This window comes from Rhodoferax sp. RT4P68, from assembly GCF_056521305.1.
The window spans coordinates 490311-505897 of the sequence record NZ_JBWMBB010000001.1 but is presented as its reverse complement, the minus strand read 5'-3'; the positions used below and the strand labels follow the sequence as shown (position 1 = coordinate 505897).

Sequence of the window (15587 nt, the reverse complement as noted above, 5' to 3'; positions counted from 1 at the left end):
AACTGGGGGGTGTGTCATCTCAATAGTCGATGCGCTGGCACAGCGTGTCGGGCGCGCCAGCGGCGAGCCGCGCCAGCACGGCAGGCAGGTCGTCAAACGCTGCAGTGTCGGTCACCAGCGCGTCCAGCGCGGGCTCGCGCAGCAGCGCCAGGGCCAGCGCCATGCGGCGTGCGTAGCTCCAGCGGCTGCGCTGGGCCGTGGCCACGTGGCCCACCTGCGAGCTGCGCAGCGTCAAGCGCCGCGCGTGAAAGGCCTGGCCCAGCGGCAAGGCGACGGCCTGCTGGCCGTACCAGCTCAGCTCCAGCACCGTGGCCTCGAAGGCGGCCAGGCCCAGCGCCGTGACCAGGCCCTGCGGCTGGCCGCTGGCGTGCACGACCAGGTCGGCATCGGGCGTGGCCGTGTCGGGCGTGGCAAAACCGAAGCCGAGCTGCACGGCCAGCGCGGCGCGCTGCGCTCGCACGTCTACCAGCTCGACCACGCAACCCGGCACCCGCGCCGCCAGCCAGGCCACCAGCAGACCCACCACGCCACCGCCGACGACGGCGATGCGGTCGCCCACGCGCGGCGCCGCATCCCACAGCGCGTTGACGGCCGTCTCCATGTTGGCGGCCAGCACCGCGCGCGCCGGCGGCAGGCCGTCGGGCAGCGGCTGCACGGCGCTGGCCGGCACCTGGTAGCGGCTCTGGTGCGGGTACAGGCAGAACACCGGGCGGCCCTGCAGCGCGGACGGGCCGGCCTCGACCATGCCCACGCTGGCGTAGCCGTACAGCAGCGGCCCAGGGAAATCGCCCTGCTGGAACGGCGCGCGCATGCGCTGGTGTTCGCTGGTCGGCACCTCGCCACGGTAGACCAGCAGCTCGGTGCCACGGCTCACCGCGCTGTGCAGCGCGCGCACCTGCACTGCGCCCGCGGCCAGCGGGCCCAGCGAGCCGCTGCGCAGTGCGGCGTGCTGCGGCGCCTCCAGCCAGCAGGCGCGGAAGTCTTGCGCGGGAGAGGGAATGGCGTTTGCTGGCATGCTGTGAACCATCTTATGACGAGCCCCTTTTCCCCCGCGCGGCAGCTGCCAACCACGCCCGAGGCGGACACCGGTGCGCCTTCAGGCCCGGGGTTGGGGCGCGCGTCGTCCGGCGGCCGGGCGGCGCGCAGTGGCGGATCTGAAGCTGCAACTGCAGCTGCTGCGCTGCAAGCACCGTTCGGTGCGGCCGAGCGTGTGCAGCGCGCGCTGCGGCGCGACGTGGCCCGCGCCCTGGTCGTCGCGGCGCTCGCGCTGGCTGCAGTGGCGCTGGCCCTCACAGCGCTGCCGCTGGCAACGCCGCTCGGCCTCTGGGTCGTGGCCAAGGCGCTGGCCGTGTTCGCGGTCGGCGCGGTCTGCGTCTGGCGCGCTCTGCCGGCCCACGCGCCGCACGCGCGCTTCGGCTCTGGCAACGGCATCACGTTGTTGCGGCTGGCCATGGTCGCGCTGCTGGCCGCGGGTGTGGGCGAGCCGGCCACGCGTTCGCCGCTGCTGGCCTGGTCGGCCGTGGTGCTGGCCACGCTTGCGGCGCTGCTCGACGCGGTCGACGGCCCGCTGGCCCGGCGCCAACAGCTGGCCAGTGCGTTCGGCGCCCGCTTCGACATGGAGACCGACGCGTTCCTGATCCTGGTGCTGAGCGTGCTGGTGCTGCAGTTCGACAAGGCCGGCGCCTGGGTGCTGGCTGCCGGCGCCATGCGCTATGCCTTCGTGCTGGCAGCCGGCGTGTGGCCCTGGCTGGCCGCACCGCTGCCCGCAAGCATGCGCCGCAAGACGGTCTGCGTGGTGCAGATCGTGACGCTGATCGTCTGCCTGGGGCCAATCGTTCCAGTGGCCTGGTCCACCGCCATCGCCGCGGGCGGGCTGGCGGCGCTGGTCTATTCGTTCGGGGTGGACGTCTTGTGGCTGGCGCGGCAGCGAACGGCCGGGCGGTAAGCGCCTCCTCCACATCTGCTCTTGCCCCGGATAGACTCGATCACACCACGTCACAACAGGTTGTACAGATGAAAGCGCTCATTGCATTGGTTGTACTTGCGTCGTGCATGACGGGCTGCGCGGTCTACACCCCGTCGGGGGCCGTCGTCGTCGATCCTGGCCGGTCACAGAGTTCGGGCGACAGGTTTTGCCCGCCTGGCCAGGCCAAAAAGGGAAACTGCTGAGCGCGGCTTTCTGCAGCCCTGCCAATCCAGCGCGGACCGGCAGCGCACGGGCCAGGCCGATCATCTCCATCGCTGCTGGCGTGTTCTCATTCACTTCATGTCAGCAGCTCAAAGACGAGCGGCGCTGCTTGCAAGACCATGCCTGACATGGCGTCCTTGCCGGGCTCAGGCATGGCCCTTCACCCGCCCCGCGCAGGCCCCAGTTTGATAACCCCCACCCCCTTGCGCCGCATCGCCTGGCACTTGATGCCCCTGCTCCTGCTCTGCCAAGTATTGAACCACGTGCACCACAGCAACGTCGGCTACGCACAGTTGCAGATGAAGGCGTGGCTGGGCTTTCCGGACGCAGTGTTCGGCCTGGGAGCGGGCATCTTCTTTCTGGGCTATGCGCTGTTGGAATGGACAGGCAACGTGCTGCTGGCGCGGGCCGGTATCCGGCGCACGCTGCTGCGCATCTTGGTGCTGTGGGGCCTGGCGTCGGCGGCCCTTGTGTTCGTGACCACGCCGACGCATTGGTACCTGCTGCGCTTCCTGACGGGCGTGTTCGCGGCGGGCTTTACGGCGGCCGTGCTGCTCTACCTGGCGCTGTGGTTTCCCGCGCAGCAGCGGGCACAGATGACGGCGCTGTTCTTCATGGCCTTCGCCGCCGCGCCCATCGTCGCCGGGCCCATCGCCGGTGTCGTGCTGAGCCAGTTCCACGGATGGCACGGTCTGGCGGGCTGGCAGTGGTTGTTCCTGATCCTGGGGCTGCCGACGGTGCTGCTCGGCATGCTGGCCTACTTCTGGCTGCCCGACGGGCCGTCGCAGGCGAGCTGGCTGTCACCGACGCAGCGCCAGCAGGTGCTGGCGGCGCTGGCGGCCGAGCACGCCGGGGCCGCCCCGCTGGGCGCGGGCGCGGTGCTGCGCGATGGGCGCGTCTGGTTGCTTGGGCTGATCGGTCTGCTGGTGGCGATGGGCATCTATGCGCTGACCTTCTGGCAGCCCACGCTGCTGGTGGCCGCCGGGCTCTCGCTGCCGCAGGTGGGGCTGGCGGCGGTGCTTCCGGCGTGCGCCAGCATCGCCACCATGGTGGCCGTGGGCCGGCTCTCGGATCGACTGGCGGAGCGACGCAGCCATTTCGCGGTGATGGCGCTGCTGGGCGCTGCTGGGCTGTGTGCGCTGCCCTGGGCGCTGTACGCGCCCGGGCCGGCGCTGGCCTGCCTGACGTTGGCCTCGGCTGGGCTGTCGGGTGCGTTCGTCTTGCTGTGGCCGATCGCGGCCAGCTGCATGGCGCAGCGCACGGCGGCGGCCGGCTTCGCGCTGATCGCCAGCATCAGCGCGTGCGGCGGCCTCTTGGCGCCGCTGCTGGTGGGCGGCATGAAGGCGGCCACCGGCGGCTTCGTGGTGAGCTTTTCGGTGCTGGGCGCGGCCCTGGTGCTGGCGGCCCTGCTGATGCGCTTTGCCCTGCGGGTCCACATCGTGCCGCCCGCTCAGCTGCACGGCCTGCGGTAGCTTGCCGGCGCACGGCCCGCGCAGCACATCGCACAATCGCCGGCCAGGAGGTCCGCCCCATGGAACTGCGTATCGAAGTGCTGCGCCTGAACCCCGGCGACGACCTGCGCGGCGCGCTGGAGGCCTGGAGCCGCACCGCCGCCAGCGCACCGCTGCCGGTGCAGGCGGCCTGCGTGCTGTCCGCCGTGGGCAGCCTCACGCGGGCGATGCTGCGCTATGCCGACGCGCCGGCCGGCACGCGCATCGACGGCCCGTTGGAGTTGTTGACGCTGACCGGCACGCTGGGCACCGGCGGTGTGCACCTACACGCCAGCGTGGCCGATGCCAAGGGGCAGGTGCTGGGCGGGCATTTGATGCCGGGCTGCAATGTGCGTACCACGGCCGAGATCGTGCTGGGGCTGCTGCCCGGGCAGGTGTTCGACCGGGCGCCCGACCCGCTGACGGGGTTTCTGGAACTGGTGGCGCGGCCGCGCTGAGACTCAGGCTGCGCCGGCAGCCCCAGCGGCGCCAGCGGCACTTGCGGCCTCTGCTGCATCTTCGCGGCTGATTTCCTTGCGGTAGCGGTTCAGCTCCTGCACGGTCTTGAAGCTGCGCTCCATCAGCAGGCTGAGGTTGTGCAGGATGCGGTCGACGACCTTGCCTTCCCACTCGGCGTCGAACTTGATCTGCTCGTCCAGCCAGTGCTCCAGCCACTCGGGGTTGGGCAGGCGCGACTGGATGGTGTCGCGCGGGAACAGGCTCTCGTTCACGTGCAGGTTGGTCGGGTGCAAGGCCTGGGCCGTGCGCCGTGCGCTGGCCATCAGCACGCCGACCTTGGTGAAGGCGGTGCGGGCCTCGTTGCCCATCTGCAGGATGGCGCGCTTCATGTAGCGCAGGTAGGCACCGCCATGGCGGGCCTCGTCCTGGCTCAGCTTGCCGTAGATGTTCTTGATGACCGGCTCGGTGTGCCATTCGGCGGCGCGCCGGTACCAATGGTTGAGCCGGATCTCGCCGCAGAAGTGCAGCATCAGCGTCTCAAGCGCCGGCGCCGGGTCGAACTCGAAGCGCACTTCGTGCAGCTCGTCCTCCGTCGGCGCCAACTCGGGGCGGAAGCGCCGCAGGTATTCCATCAGCACCAGCGAATGCTTCTGCTCTTCGAAGAACCAGACCGAGATGAAGGCCGAAAAGTCGCTGTCGTGCAGGTTGTCGCGCAGGAACATCTCGGTGGCCGGCAGGGCGGACCACTCGGTGATGGCATTCATCTTGATCGTCTGCGCCTGTTCGTCGGACAAACGCGTCCCGTCGAACTGGGCCCAGGGGATATCGTGCTCCATGTTCCAACGCACGGCTTCGAGTTGCTTGAAGAGTTCGGGGTACAGCATGTTGCACTCTGATGACGACGTGCTCATTCTAGGCGGCGGCCTTGTGTACAGGCGCCCCGGCGCCGTAGGACCATGCCGACAGCTGACCGGTTCACACTTCTTTACGGACGCCGTCGGGCGGAATTGGGAACTTCATCCAGCGCACGGCTTCTATGGCAGGGTGTGCGGAGATCGCTCCGCAACCACGGTTTTCGCTGCGAAGCCTTCCTGCCTTGATGGCACGGACGAAATCCCGGGGCGGTTCTCCTCCTCCTCCCTCCCCCCTCGTTCCCCCCGGGGCGCTTCGCAGCCTTTCATCTTCAGCCCTTCTGGGCCGGCACCGGATCAGCAGGGTCGGGTGTCGATGAAGCTCTGGCGCAGCATGAGCTTGTCCTGCAGCCTGACCAGATTGGGGTGGGTGTGGCGCCACGTGATCTCGGGGAAGCGGAACTCCAGCCAGCCCAGCGCGCAGCCCACCGAGATGTCGGACAGGCTCAGGTGGATGCCGCTGCAGTAGGGTTTGTCGCCCAGGCCCTGGCTGATCGCTTTCAGGCCGGCCGTGACCTTGCCGAGCTGGCGCTCGATCCAGGCCTGGCTGCGCTCGCCAGCGGCGCGGTGCACCCAGGTGGCCTCCAACCGGGCCAAGACACCAGCGTCCATGACGCCATCGGCCAGCGCCTCCCAGGTTTTGACCTCGGCGCGCTCGCGTCCCTGGGTGGGGATCAGCCGGCCAACCGGCGACAACGTGTCCAGATATTCCACGATCACGCGCGAATCGAAGACAGCCTCGCCACCCTCCATGACCAGGCAGGGCACCTTACCCAGAGGGTTGGAGCGGGAAATGGTGGTCTCATCGGCCCAGACGTCTTCGCTCGTGAACTGGTAGTCGAGCTTCTTCTCGGCCATGACGATGCGCACCTTGCGCACGTAAGGGCTGCTGAGGGATCCGATCAGTTTCATGGGCATGGGATGGTGGTGGGCAGCCCGGGCACCAGCGCAGGCCCGATCGATTCTAGGCGCCCGGCCGGCCCACCCGCCGGGCGCCCGTGGTGCGCAACCTACAATTCCGGCATGACTTTCTCGACGATCTCCGCGCTGTCGCCGCTGGACGGGCGCTACGCCGCCAAGCTTTCGGCACTGCGCCCTTTGATGAGCGAACAAGGCTTCATGCACCGCCGCGTGCAGGTCGAAATCGCCTGGTTCATCGCCTTGAGCGACGCCGGACTGGACGAATTCAAGCCACTCAGCGCCGCGGCTCGCGCAACCCTGCTGGGCCTGGTGCAGAACTTCAGCGAGGCCGACGCGCTGGCAATCAAGGAATTCGAGAAGACCACCAACCACGACGTCAAGGCCGTCGAGTACTGGATCAAGGCCCAGTTCGATGGGCACCCCGAGTTGCTGGCGGCCAAGGAGTTCGTGCACTTCGCCTGCACCAGCGAGGACATCAACAACACCAGCCACGGCCTGCAGCTCAAGGCCTTGCGCGCCACCGTGCTGCTGCCGGCGCTGGACGGCATCTGCGCCAAGCTGCGCGAGATGGCCCACGCGTTTGCCGATGTGCCCATGCTGGCACGCACCCACGGCCAGACGGCCAGCCCGACGACCGTCGGCAAAGAGGTGGCCAACGTGCTGGTGCGGCTGGAAAAAGCCCGTGCCCGCATTGCCGGTGTGGAGCTGATGGCCAAGATGAACGGCGCGGTGGGCAACTACAACGCGCACCTGTCGGCCTGGCCCGATGTCGACTGGGAGGCCTTCAGCCGCCGGGTCATCGAGACGCCCGAGCCGCTGGGCCTGGGCCTCACGTTCCAGCCCTACAGCATCCAGATCGAGCCGCACGACTACATGGCCGAGCTGTTCGACGCCGTGGCGCGTGCCAACACCATCCTCATCGATTGGTCGCGCGACGTCTGGGGCTACATCAGCCTGGGTTATTTCAAGCAGCGGCTCAAGGCCGGGGAGATCGGCTCGTCGACCATGCCGCACAAGGTCAACCCGATCGACTTCGAGAACGCCGAGGGCAACCTCGGCCTGGCCAATGCGCTGCTGCGCCACCTGTCCGAGAAACTGCCCATCAGCCGCTGGCAGCGTGACCTCACCGATTCCACCGTGCTGCGCAACATGGGCGTGGCGCTGGGTTACGCGGTGCTGGCCTATGGGTCTTTGACGACAGGGCTGAACAAGCTTGAGCTGAACCGCGAGGCGCTGGAGGCCGACCTGGACGCCGCCTGGGAAGTGCTGGCCGAGCCGATCCAGACCGTCATGCGGCGCTACGGTGTGCAGGGCGCGTATGAGGCGCTCAAGGAAGCCACGCGCGGCAAGACAGTGGCGGCCGAAGATCTGCACAAGCTGATCCGCTCTCTGGCCATTCCGGACGCCGAGAAAGATCGCCTGCTGGCGATGACGCCCGCCAGCTACGTCGGCAAGGCCGTCGCGCTGGCGCGCCAGGTCTAACGGTCAACATTCGATGGCCATCAAGTCCACGGTCTTCAAGGCCAACCTGACCATTGCCGACATCGAGCATGGCTACTACGCCGACCACAACCTGACGCTGGCGCGCCACCCCAGCGAGACCGACGAACGCATGATGGTGCGGCTGGCCGCGCTGGCGCTGAACGCGCACGCACTGCAGACGGTGTGCGAGGGCAACGGCACCTGGGCCTTCGGCGCAGGGCTGTCCGACCCGGAAGACCCCGACGTCTGCCTGCGCGACTACACCGGCCGCCCGCGTTTGTGGATCGAGGTCGGCATCCCTGAAGACCGCCCGCTGTCCAAGGCGTGCGGCAAGGCCGACGCGGTGGCGGTGTATGCCTACCAGTCGTCGGCCGAGCTTTGGTGGAACGCCATTCAGAGCAAGCTCACGCGGCTGCGCAATCTCACGGTCTGGCGCATGTCCACGGCCAGCAGCCAGGCCCTGGCCGCGATGGCCGAGCGCAGCATGCAGCTGCAGGCGACGGTGCAGGACGGGCAGCTGATGCTGTCGGACGCCAGCACCAGCGTGGAAGTCAGCTGCGAACGCTGGATGGGTTGATCAGGGCGTTGTTGGCGCTGCGGGCGGCTCCGTCGTCCGCAGGCGTCGACACGGGCGAAGGCGCTGGTGCCGGGGCTGAGGCAGGCGCTGCAGCCGCCGGGCCGGCCCGCTCCGCATAGCGGTTGAAGCGCCAGGCGTCGCCCTGCAGCGTGATGCGGCGCCAGGTCGAGCGCTTTTGCGCCGGCGACATCTCGGGCCACAACTGCACCTCTTCGAAGCTGCGGCCGCAGCCCTTGCATTCGTTGTCGCCCTGGCTGGTGGAACAGATGGCGATGCAGGGCGTGTCCGGCTGCGTGGCATACCAGGCGAGCCAGGCCGCCTTGGCCTTGGCCGGCAGCGACACCTCGTCGGCCTCGTCTTCGTGGAAGTACACCATCAGCGCGTAGACCTCGGCCAGGGCACGCAGCTCGGGGCCGAGCGTGATGCCGTCGGGCGAAGGTGTGCGTTCGCGCCAGTGGTTGATGGCAGCCTCGATGTCGGTGATGTGGATGCCTGCCATGGAGCGCCGGAGGAAAAGGGACGTGGATGATAGCGCCGCCCCCCCGCACAGGCCGGCCCGCTCCCGCAAGCCGTTTCCCGCACGACGGCAAGGGCTTGGGAAGGGCTCAATGGCGATGCTGTAGTCCGGCCCGCGAAGGGGAGTAGCTCCCACCCGCTGCGCCAAGGGACGGCCCCCACACCGGACGCTGGCGCATCGGTCATTCGGCATCGTCGTCATGACGACGTACCCCACTTCCGGCGCGCCAGGCATTCATCGGACTCACTCCGAGCCCGGCAAGACCTTCGATCTGAACCTGGACAGGTTTGGTCGAAGCGTGCGGGCCGTGGCTGTCGCCGTCGCTGTGTGGGTCGGCCAGCAACTTGTAGGGGGCCCACACCAGGCCCAGGCCACCCACCAGCATCAGGCCCGGGATCTTGAGCAATCGTCAATGAGCAGATGCCGGATGGTGTCTTCGACCAGAATGCCCCGCTGCGCTGGGCCGTATCCGCGCTGGCCATCGTGCTGGTGCTCGGCGCCGGTATGCTCAAAGAACGCAGCATGGGGCGCGCACGTTTGCAGGCCTGAAGCCCTGACCTGCGGGCCCGGCGCAGCTACCGCTAAGCTGGGTCCGTCTTCCACCGTTCACCACTGAAGGATCATTGTGGAAACCATCATTGTCTACATCGACGATGCAGCCCACGCCCGGCAGCAGCTGGCGCCCCTGTGCGCCACGCCCGAGGCCGGGCCGGCCGCGCCGGTGCACTGGGTGCTGGTAGCCTGCGCGCCGCGCATGGCCCAGCGCATCAGCAAGTGGGTCAGCCGCAGCGCACGCGAGAGCTGGCGCGCCAAGTGGGCGGACAGGCTGTTCGTGGCGGTCTCGCCCTGGCTGCGCCACCAGGGCCACCGCACCACCGAGGTGGTCGCCAAGGGGCCGTTGCCGGAGTTGGCCACCGAGCTGCAGGCACGGCACGCCGGCGCCCGCACGCTGGATGCCCGGCGCCCCAAGCACGAAGCAGTCGGCACGCACGCTGCGCAGAATGGGCAAGCCCCCCGCACCGCGCCCGACGCCACCCCGTCACAACGGCCCTGGTCGCTGCCGGGCACGCTGAGCGGTTTGGGCATGGGGATGGGCGTGCTGTTCACGCTCGGTGCCGAGTGAGGGCCGCGCCATGCTGAAGCTCGCGCTCAAGTGGCTGCTCAGCGCCGTCACGCTGCTGGTGGTGGCCAACGTCTACAGCGGCGTGCAGATCCCGGGTTTCGGCTCGGCGCTGCTGGCCGCGCTGGTGCTGGGCCTGCTCAACACCATCGTGCGCCCGGTGCTGGTGGTGCTGACGCTGCCCGTCACGGTCGTCACGCTGGGGTTGTTCCTCTTCGTGATCAACGCGCTGATGTTCTGGGCTGCGTCGGGCCTGCTGTCGGGCTTTCAGGTGGCGGGCTTCGGCGCGGCGCTGATCGGCTCGCTGCTGTACTCGCTGCTGAACCTGCTAGTTGACCTGGCGCTCGAGCGCCTGTTCCTTCACAAGTGATTCGAGCTGGCGCGTGCGGGTGTCGATGATCGACGCCTCGATGTGGTCCACCGGGCCATCGCCCGGGCGCGGCGCGCGCGCGTAGTTCTGCGCCGCCTTGAAACGGTCGAGCGCGCCGGTGTAGTCCAGCCGGGCCACCTGCTGCTCGGCCTCGGCGCGGATGGCACGCAAGGTCTGGCCCTGCTGTGCGTAGGCGCTGGACAGCAGCTGCCAGGCCACGGCGTCGCGCGGCTCCTGCGCCACACGCGCGCGCAGCTTGCCTGCGGCCTCCCCGGCCTGGCCGTTGCGGATCTGGATCTGCGAGCCCAGCAACAGCTCGGGCCGGCCCTGCCCGGCCGCCGGTATGGTGGCCAACGCGGCGGACGCACGCTCCGCATCACCGGCCGCCCACTCGGTCTCGGCCAGCAGCAACTGCACCACACGCAGCGCCTTGGGGTCTGCCTGCACGGTCGTGCGCAGCGTCTGCACCAGCGCACGTGCCTGCGCCGCATCGCGCTGCCGGCTGGCGGCCAGCGCGCCGGCATACAACACCGGCACCGTGGTGGCCACGGGGCTCGCGGCCGGCAACGTCTGCGCCTGCGTGACCCAGGTGCGCAGCAGCTCGGGGCCGGGGTTGGACAACACGCGCGAACGCGCCGCCATCATGGCGTGCACCAGGTCGGGTTGCGCCGGCGCGGCGCGACGCTCGAGCAAGGCCTGGCGCGCCTGCATGTCGGCGATGCGCTCAGTCGTCAGCGGGTGGCTGCGCAGGTAGGGGAACGAGCCGTTGTCGTTGAGTTTGCTGGCCTGCTGCAGCTTGTCGAACATGCTCACGAAGCCGACCGGGTCGAAGCCGGCCTGCGTCATCACGCCATAGCCGATGCGGTCGGCCTCGCGCTCCATGTCGCGCGAGAAATTCAGCTGGCTCTGGATGGCGGCCGCCTGCCCGCCCATGATCATGGCGCTGGCCGCATCGGGGCTCTTGCTGGCCGCCAGCATGCCCAGGATCATCGCGCCGATCGCCCACGGCGCCAGGCGCGAGGACTGGCTCATCAACCGTGAGATGTGCCGCTGCGTGACGTGCGTCAGCTCGTGTGCCAGCACCGAGGCCAGCTCGTCGCGCGTGGTCACCACGCCCATCAAGCCCAGGTGCAGGCCCAGGTAGCCACCGGGCAGCGCGAAGGCGTTGATGCTGCGGTCGCGGCCCATGAGGATTTCCCACGCGAAGCGCTCGCCCAACTCGGGCGACAACTCGCCGCGCTGCTTGGCCGCGGCGATCAACGGCTGCCACAGGCTCTGCACGTAGTCCTCGAGCACCGCGTCTTCGATGAAATCGGGGTCGCGGTACAGCTCGCGCGCAATGCGCTCGCCCAGCTTGCGCTCGGTGGCGGTGTTCATGTCGGCGCCATCGCCCAGGCTGGGCAACTGCGCGTGGGCCGGCGCCAGCAGCAGGCACGAGGCCATCAAGATGCACAGCACGCGCTGCGCGGTGCGCGCAAAGAGGTTCGGATTCGACAAAGCCATGGACCCTATGATGCGCGCAGCGGTCGCAGGTTCAGTGCCACCCGCCGAATCCCCTCTTCGCCACCACCCACTCGCATGAGCGCACCCATGAGCGCATTGACCCATTTCGACCCCACTGGCCAGGCCCACATGGTGGACGTGGCCGACAAGCCCGCCACCCGGCGCGTGGCCGTGGCCACGGGCCGCATCGAGATGCTGCCCGCCACGTTGGCTCTGATTGCAGCCGGCAACGCCAACAAGGGTGACGTGCTGGGCATCGCGCGCATCGCGGCGATCCAGGCGGCCAAGAAGACCAGCGAGCTGATCCCGTTGTGCCACCCGCTGGCATTGACGCGCGTGGCCGTGGCCTTCGAGCTGGCCGATGCGCAAGCCGCCGTGCCGTTCGTCGAATGCCGCGTCACGGCCGAAACCATCGGCCCCACCGGCGTGGAGATGGAAGCCCTGACCGCTGTGCAGGTCGGCCTGTTGACCATCTACGACATGTGCAAGGCCGTGGACCGGGGCATGACGATGACCGGCGTGCGCCTGCTGGAGAAGCACGGCGGAAAATCAGGCGACTGGGTGGCCGGCTGAGCGCGCCTCAGCGCTTCGTCGCCGCGCGCGCGGCCCACTGCGCATAGGCCTCGGGGAACGCCGCCTCGAAGCGCAAGCGGTGCAGCGGCACCTCGTCGTGCAGGCCCAGCAGCAGCGCACTGTCGAGCAGCTTTTCGGCCACGCGCGCCTCGGGCGAGAAGTGCAGCAGCTCGGTCGCCAACGCATGCACGCGCGCCGCGCTCTGCGGGGTCACGCGCGTGGTGGTGAGCTCGGCAAAGCGCACCTGGCGTTGCAGCAGCCAGCTGGCCTGCAGCTTGGGCAAGGTGTCGTCCTGGTACTGCGGCAGCCGCACCTCGGGCGGCAGGTAGATCTGGCTGATGCGCCGGTAATCCCATGCGGCGTAGGCGCTGGCGGCGAACAGCACACTGGCCAGCAGCACAGGCAACAGGGCGTAGCCCCGCCGCGTGGCAGTGGACGGCAACGCCTTCACCGGCGCGCCGCGCCACAGCAGCCCCAGGCTCAGGCCGCAAGCCAGCTGGAAAGGGCCATACCAGAGCGGGTATTCGAGCAGGCTGTGCAGCACGATGACGCCCAGCACCAGCCAGGCCATCTGACGCAGCGGATCGGTCTCGCGCCAGGGCCGGCGCAGCACCACCCAGCCCAGCAGCGCCGCGCCCGTCAGCACGGCAAAGGGCAGGCCCAGCTCCACCGCCAGCTGCAGCGGCAGGCTGTGCGCGTTGTCCAGGATGTCGCAAAAGCGCGGGCCGTCGTACAGCGTCATGTAGTGGGCGTAGTCCAGCTCGCCCCAACCCCAGCCACGCCAGGGGCGCTGGGCGATCAAGTCCAGCACGTTGCTCCACAGCGTGAGCCGGCTGGAACAGACCGCATCCCCGGCACGCAGGCGCGAGAACATGCCGTGCAGTGCAGGGTCCAGCCCGATCGCCCAGGGCAGGCCCAGCACGCCGATGGCGTAGCAGGCGAGCGTCCACACCAGCCACAGCAGCACGCGCCGGTCGCGCCGCCACACGAGGACGGCAGCGCAGATGCACACCAGCTGCAGCAGCCCGGTGCGCGAGGACGATGCGGCATTGCCGACGGCCAGCAACGCCAGCGCCGCAGCCAGCGCCAGCTCGGCCGCGCGCGAGGGTTCGGCACTGCGGCGCGGCAGCACGCGCCAGGCCAGCAGCGCCGCCAGCGCGATGTTGGTCAGCGAGGCGAACTGGTTGCGTTGGCGCAGGTTGGCGAACGCCTCGCCTTCTGGCGACCAGTTGACCCAGGGTGCCAGCGGTGCGGCGTGGCCGGTGTATTGCAGCAGGGCCAGGACGCAGCTGATGAGCCCGGCCGCCAGCCAGGGCCACAGCGCGCACCAATAGGCCCAAGGGTGGCCGGCGATGGTGGCGCCGCCCGCCTGCCGGGCGAGCATGGCGCCCAGCACGACGAGCAGCAGGCCGCCGGCCAGGGCGAGCAGCTCGTAGGACGTGGGCCAGGCGTCGCGCGGCATGGCGGCCCAGGCCAGCGTGGCGAGGATGGCGAGTGCGACTGCGGCGCTGGCGCGGGGGGAGGAAGAAGGGCGCTGGGCGAGCGGCGCGCTGGCGATGACGGCGGTGCAGACCAGCCAGGCGGAGAGCAGCCAGGGGAAGATGGAGGGGACCGGGCCGGGGGCTAGGGGGTTGAGCCAGGGGAAGATAAGTAGAAGGAGGATGCCGGCAAGGTTAGCGCGCAGTTGGGTCACGACGCGCATGGTAGAGCAGGCATTTTGAGGCCCCACGACAGGTCAACCGCCGCTGCGGCTCGACAGCCATTCGAGCAACGTGGCCCAAAATGGCCTTCTCAACGTCGATAGACAAGCAGGTCTCATTGGCTGGCAGTTCGGAAGCTTTACTTGAGCCACAGCACTCCTGCGATCGACGGGTCGGCCGCAGCCTGGGCTGCCCATGCTGCGCGCACTGCATTGCATTCTTGAGGCGGGACAACAGCACACATCCTTCGGAGCCATGTCGCCGCTTCTTCAGGCCGCCCAGTCCATGCGAGGCCGGCGGCGAGCTTGTGAATCGTGCCCGCATTTGGATAAATCCAGGCAACCCGGCGTATCCAGTCAACATTGGCAGACGCGTTTGCCGGAGAGAGATCCAGCCTCGCGAGAGCGATTGGGCCGCGCATTTGATCAAGTAGTAAAACATCGGGAGCAACCTTAGGGATGTCGATTTTGAAGTTTGCGCGCTCGAACCGAAGTACCTGGTATGCCGCCTCGATACGCATGTAGTCGCGCACCACGCCAGTGAGCATCAAACCGCATGCAATCAACAGCACCAACTGCGTCATCAGGCCATTGACGGGCAGTACCGGTGCCCGAAGCCGCGATTCCAACGCCCCGACAACAAGCCCAACAGGAAGCAGCATGTACGCATGGTGCAGAGGGAACTCCAACATCGCGTGATTGCCGACGATGAGCAACATCATGATCAACATGGCACTGCTGCTGTCACGCACCGAGCGGATTCGCCGCCACAACCACATGAGCAGCAGGGCAACCAGGCCGATGCCGATCGGAATGCCGCACCATAGAACAACATCCAGAAATAAGTTGTGGGAGTACTGGAATAGGATATGCAGAGGCGGATGATCTTCGGCCACAGTCAATTGAGCCATATTTCCCTGGTTCCAGCCGTAGCCCCACCATGGCGCCTTCGTCACGCCGTCGAATAACATCTGCCACGCCTGTAGGCGAAGCCCTCCCGAACTGCGCGCTGCTATATCCGCCGCATCTTCAAAGGGGGGCAACAACAAAAACCGGGTGGCCACGGGCGCGAAGAACGCTTGCGCGACGAAGCACAAGGCAAGCAGAACGGCTACCCAACGCGCACGTCGCCAAGGCCACAACGAAGCCCAGCACCAGACGCACGCCAGCAACAGAAGCACAGCCAGCCAAGCAGTACGCGAAGCCGTCAGGACCAGTCCCCACGACAGGAAAAGCGTGCCGAAGGCCGCATAATGCGGACGCATACGGCCACGTAGGCTGAACCACCACAAAGCGACGACACCCCACAACAGCAGTGTGGCCAGCTGGTTGGGTTGACCTACGTTGGCATAGGGACGACCGCTGCCGCTTCCCATCAGCCAAATATCGAGGATTTCAAGCCCCAGCCATTGGTGGAGTTGCAGTCCGACCGACAAGACGGCGGCGATCAGGATCGCAGCAAAAATGCCGTCACCCAACTGCCCAGGCTCGTGCTGCTCCCAACGCTGCCCGACCAGTACAGCAAGCGCGAACCCCAAAATGTAGGCACTGTTGATCCACGCGATGCCGACGAATTGAAGTTGGCCGAATGCGTACTGCACCCAAGGAATCGCTGCCACTGCAATCGCAACTCCGGCAATGAGTGGGAGTTGGACGATCCGATGACGCTGGCCCCCTGACAGCGCACAAGCCATGACCAGTAGTACAGCTGATGCCCAGGCGTCCATATGGAAGGTCGACCATGGGGGATAGTGGTTTGGGAGGAGCCATGCCCACG

General features: G+C 68.2%; 16 protein-coding genes and 1 pseudogene. 9 read left to right on the top strand and 8 right to left on the bottom strand.

The window, feature by feature from the left end; translation table 11 throughout:
* Window positions 1-19: 19 nt before the first annotated feature.
* Window positions 20-1015: a zinc-dependent alcohol dehydrogenase gene (locus tag AC099J_RS02295; RefSeq protein WP_479613577.1), complete on the bottom strand. Its 996-nt coding sequence runs from the start codon at window positions 1013-1015 to the stop codon at window positions 20-22.
* Between the two features lie 15 nt (window positions 1016-1030).
* On the opposite strand from AC099J_RS02295, the gene AC099J_RS02290 reads away from it, so the two are divergent.
* The 3 genes from AC099J_RS02290 to AC099J_RS02280 all read left to right on the top strand — a co-directional run bounded on the left by AC099J_RS02290 (window position 1031) and on the right by AC099J_RS02280 (window position 4136).
* Window positions 1031-1945: a CDP-alcohol phosphatidyltransferase family protein gene (locus tag AC099J_RS02290; RefSeq protein ID WP_479613576.1), complete on the top strand. Its 915-nt coding sequence runs from the start codon at window positions 1031-1033 to the stop codon at window positions 1943-1945.
* A gap of 362 nt (window positions 1946-2307) precedes the next feature.
* Window positions 2308-3660 (top strand): MFS transporter, encoded by a 1353-nt coding sequence (locus AC099J_RS02285; RefSeq protein WP_479613575.1) that lies wholly within the window; start codon window positions 2308-2310, stop codon window positions 3658-3660.
* Between the two features lie 59 nt (window positions 3661-3719).
* On the top strand, window positions 3720-4136 hold the full coding sequence (locus tag AC099J_RS02280) for a PPC domain-containing DNA-binding protein (RefSeq protein ID WP_479613574.1): 417 nt from the start codon (window positions 3720-3722) through the stop codon (window positions 4134-4136).
* Window positions 4137-4139: 3 nt separating this feature from the next.
* Here AC099J_RS02280 and AC099J_RS02275 read toward each other — a convergent pair whose 3' ends face one another.
* Together AC099J_RS02275 and AC099J_RS02270 are read right to left on the bottom strand one after the other, a co-directional pair.
* The gene (locus AC099J_RS02275) at window positions 4140-5021 is read right to left on the bottom strand and encodes a ferritin family protein (RefSeq protein WP_479613573.1); all 882 of its coding nucleotides are present in this window, start codon (window positions 5019-5021) and stop codon (window positions 4140-4142) included.
* 324 nt (window positions 5022-5345) lie between these two features.
* The gene (locus AC099J_RS02270) at window positions 5346-5960 is read right to left on the bottom strand and encodes a glutathione S-transferase N-terminal domain-containing protein (RefSeq protein WP_479613572.1); all 615 of its coding nucleotides are present in this window, start codon (window positions 5958-5960) and stop codon (window positions 5346-5348) included.
* A 111-nt stretch (window positions 5961-6071) separates the two neighbouring features.
* Between AC099J_RS02270 and purB the strand changes: the two genes are divergently transcribed.
* Together purB and AC099J_RS02260 are read left to right on the top strand one after the other, a co-directional pair.
* Window positions 6072-7451: an adenylosuccinate lyase gene (gene purB / locus AC099J_RS02265; RefSeq protein ID WP_479613571.1), complete on the top strand. Its 1380-nt coding sequence runs from the start codon at window positions 6072-6074 to the stop codon at window positions 7449-7451.
* A 13-nt stretch (window positions 7452-7464) separates the two neighbouring features.
* Window positions 7465-8028: a YaeQ family protein gene (locus tag AC099J_RS02260; protein WP_479613570.1), complete on the top strand. Its 564-nt coding sequence runs from the start codon at window positions 7465-7467 to the stop codon at window positions 8026-8028.
* Here AC099J_RS02260 and AC099J_RS02255 read toward each other — a convergent pair.
* The gene (locus tag AC099J_RS02255) at window positions 8003-8527 is read right to left on the bottom strand and encodes a DUF3717 domain-containing protein (RefSeq protein ID WP_479613569.1); all 525 of its coding nucleotides are present in this window, start codon (window positions 8525-8527) and stop codon (window positions 8003-8005) included. The genes AC099J_RS02260 and AC099J_RS02255 overlap by 26 nt on opposite strands.
* Window positions 8528-8834: 307 nt before the next feature.
* Window positions 8835-8951 (bottom strand): annotated as a pseudogene (locus AC099J_RS02250) (TerC family protein); the annotation flags it as partial.
* Between the two features lie 14 nt (window positions 8952-8965).
* On the opposite strand from AC099J_RS02250, the gene AC099J_RS02245 reads away from it, so the two are divergent.
* From AC099J_RS02245 to AC099J_RS02235, 3 genes are all read left to right on the top strand, one after another.
* On the top strand, window positions 8966-9094 hold the full coding sequence (locus AC099J_RS02245) for a hypothetical protein (protein ID WP_479613568.1): 129 nt from the start codon (window positions 8966-8968) through the stop codon (window positions 9092-9094).
* A 76-nt stretch (window positions 9095-9170) separates the two neighbouring features.
* On the top strand, window positions 9171-9668 hold the full coding sequence (locus AC099J_RS02240) for a hypothetical protein (protein WP_479613567.1): 498 nt from the start codon (window positions 9171-9173) through the stop codon (window positions 9666-9668).
* Between the two features lie 13 nt (window positions 9669-9681).
* Window positions 9682-10035: a phage holin family protein gene (locus AC099J_RS02235; protein ID WP_479613822.1), complete on the top strand. Its 354-nt coding sequence runs from the start codon at window positions 9682-9684 to the stop codon at window positions 10033-10035.
* Here AC099J_RS02235 and AC099J_RS02230 read toward each other — a convergent pair.
* Window positions 9994-11538 (bottom strand): M48 family metalloprotease, encoded by a 1545-nt coding sequence (locus AC099J_RS02230; RefSeq protein ID WP_479613566.1) that lies wholly within the window; start codon window positions 11536-11538, stop codon window positions 9994-9996. The two genes, AC099J_RS02235 and AC099J_RS02230, sit on opposite strands and share 42 nt — an antisense overlap.
* Window positions 11539-11625: 87 nt before the next feature.
* Between AC099J_RS02230 and moaC the strand changes: the two genes are divergently transcribed.
* Complete coding sequence (moaC, locus tag AC099J_RS02225; protein WP_479613565.1) at window positions 11626-12111, top strand: cyclic pyranopterin monophosphate synthase MoaC; 486 nt, start codon at window positions 11626-11628, stop codon at window positions 12109-12111.
* 7 nt (window positions 12112-12118) lie between these two features.
* Here moaC and AC099J_RS02220 read toward each other — a convergent pair whose 3' ends face one another.
* Window positions 12119-13804, bottom strand: a complete 1686-nt coding sequence (locus AC099J_RS02220) for a PglL family O-oligosaccharyltransferase (protein WP_479613564.1) — start codon at window positions 13802-13804, stop codon at window positions 12119-12121.
* A 146-nt stretch (window positions 13805-13950) separates the two neighbouring features.
* On the bottom strand, window positions 13951-15537 hold the full coding sequence (locus tag AC099J_RS02215; RefSeq protein WP_479613563.1) for a PglL family O-oligosaccharyltransferase: 1587 nt from the start codon (window positions 15535-15537) through the stop codon (window positions 13951-13953).
* Between the last annotated feature and the right edge of the window lie 50 nt (window positions 15538-15587).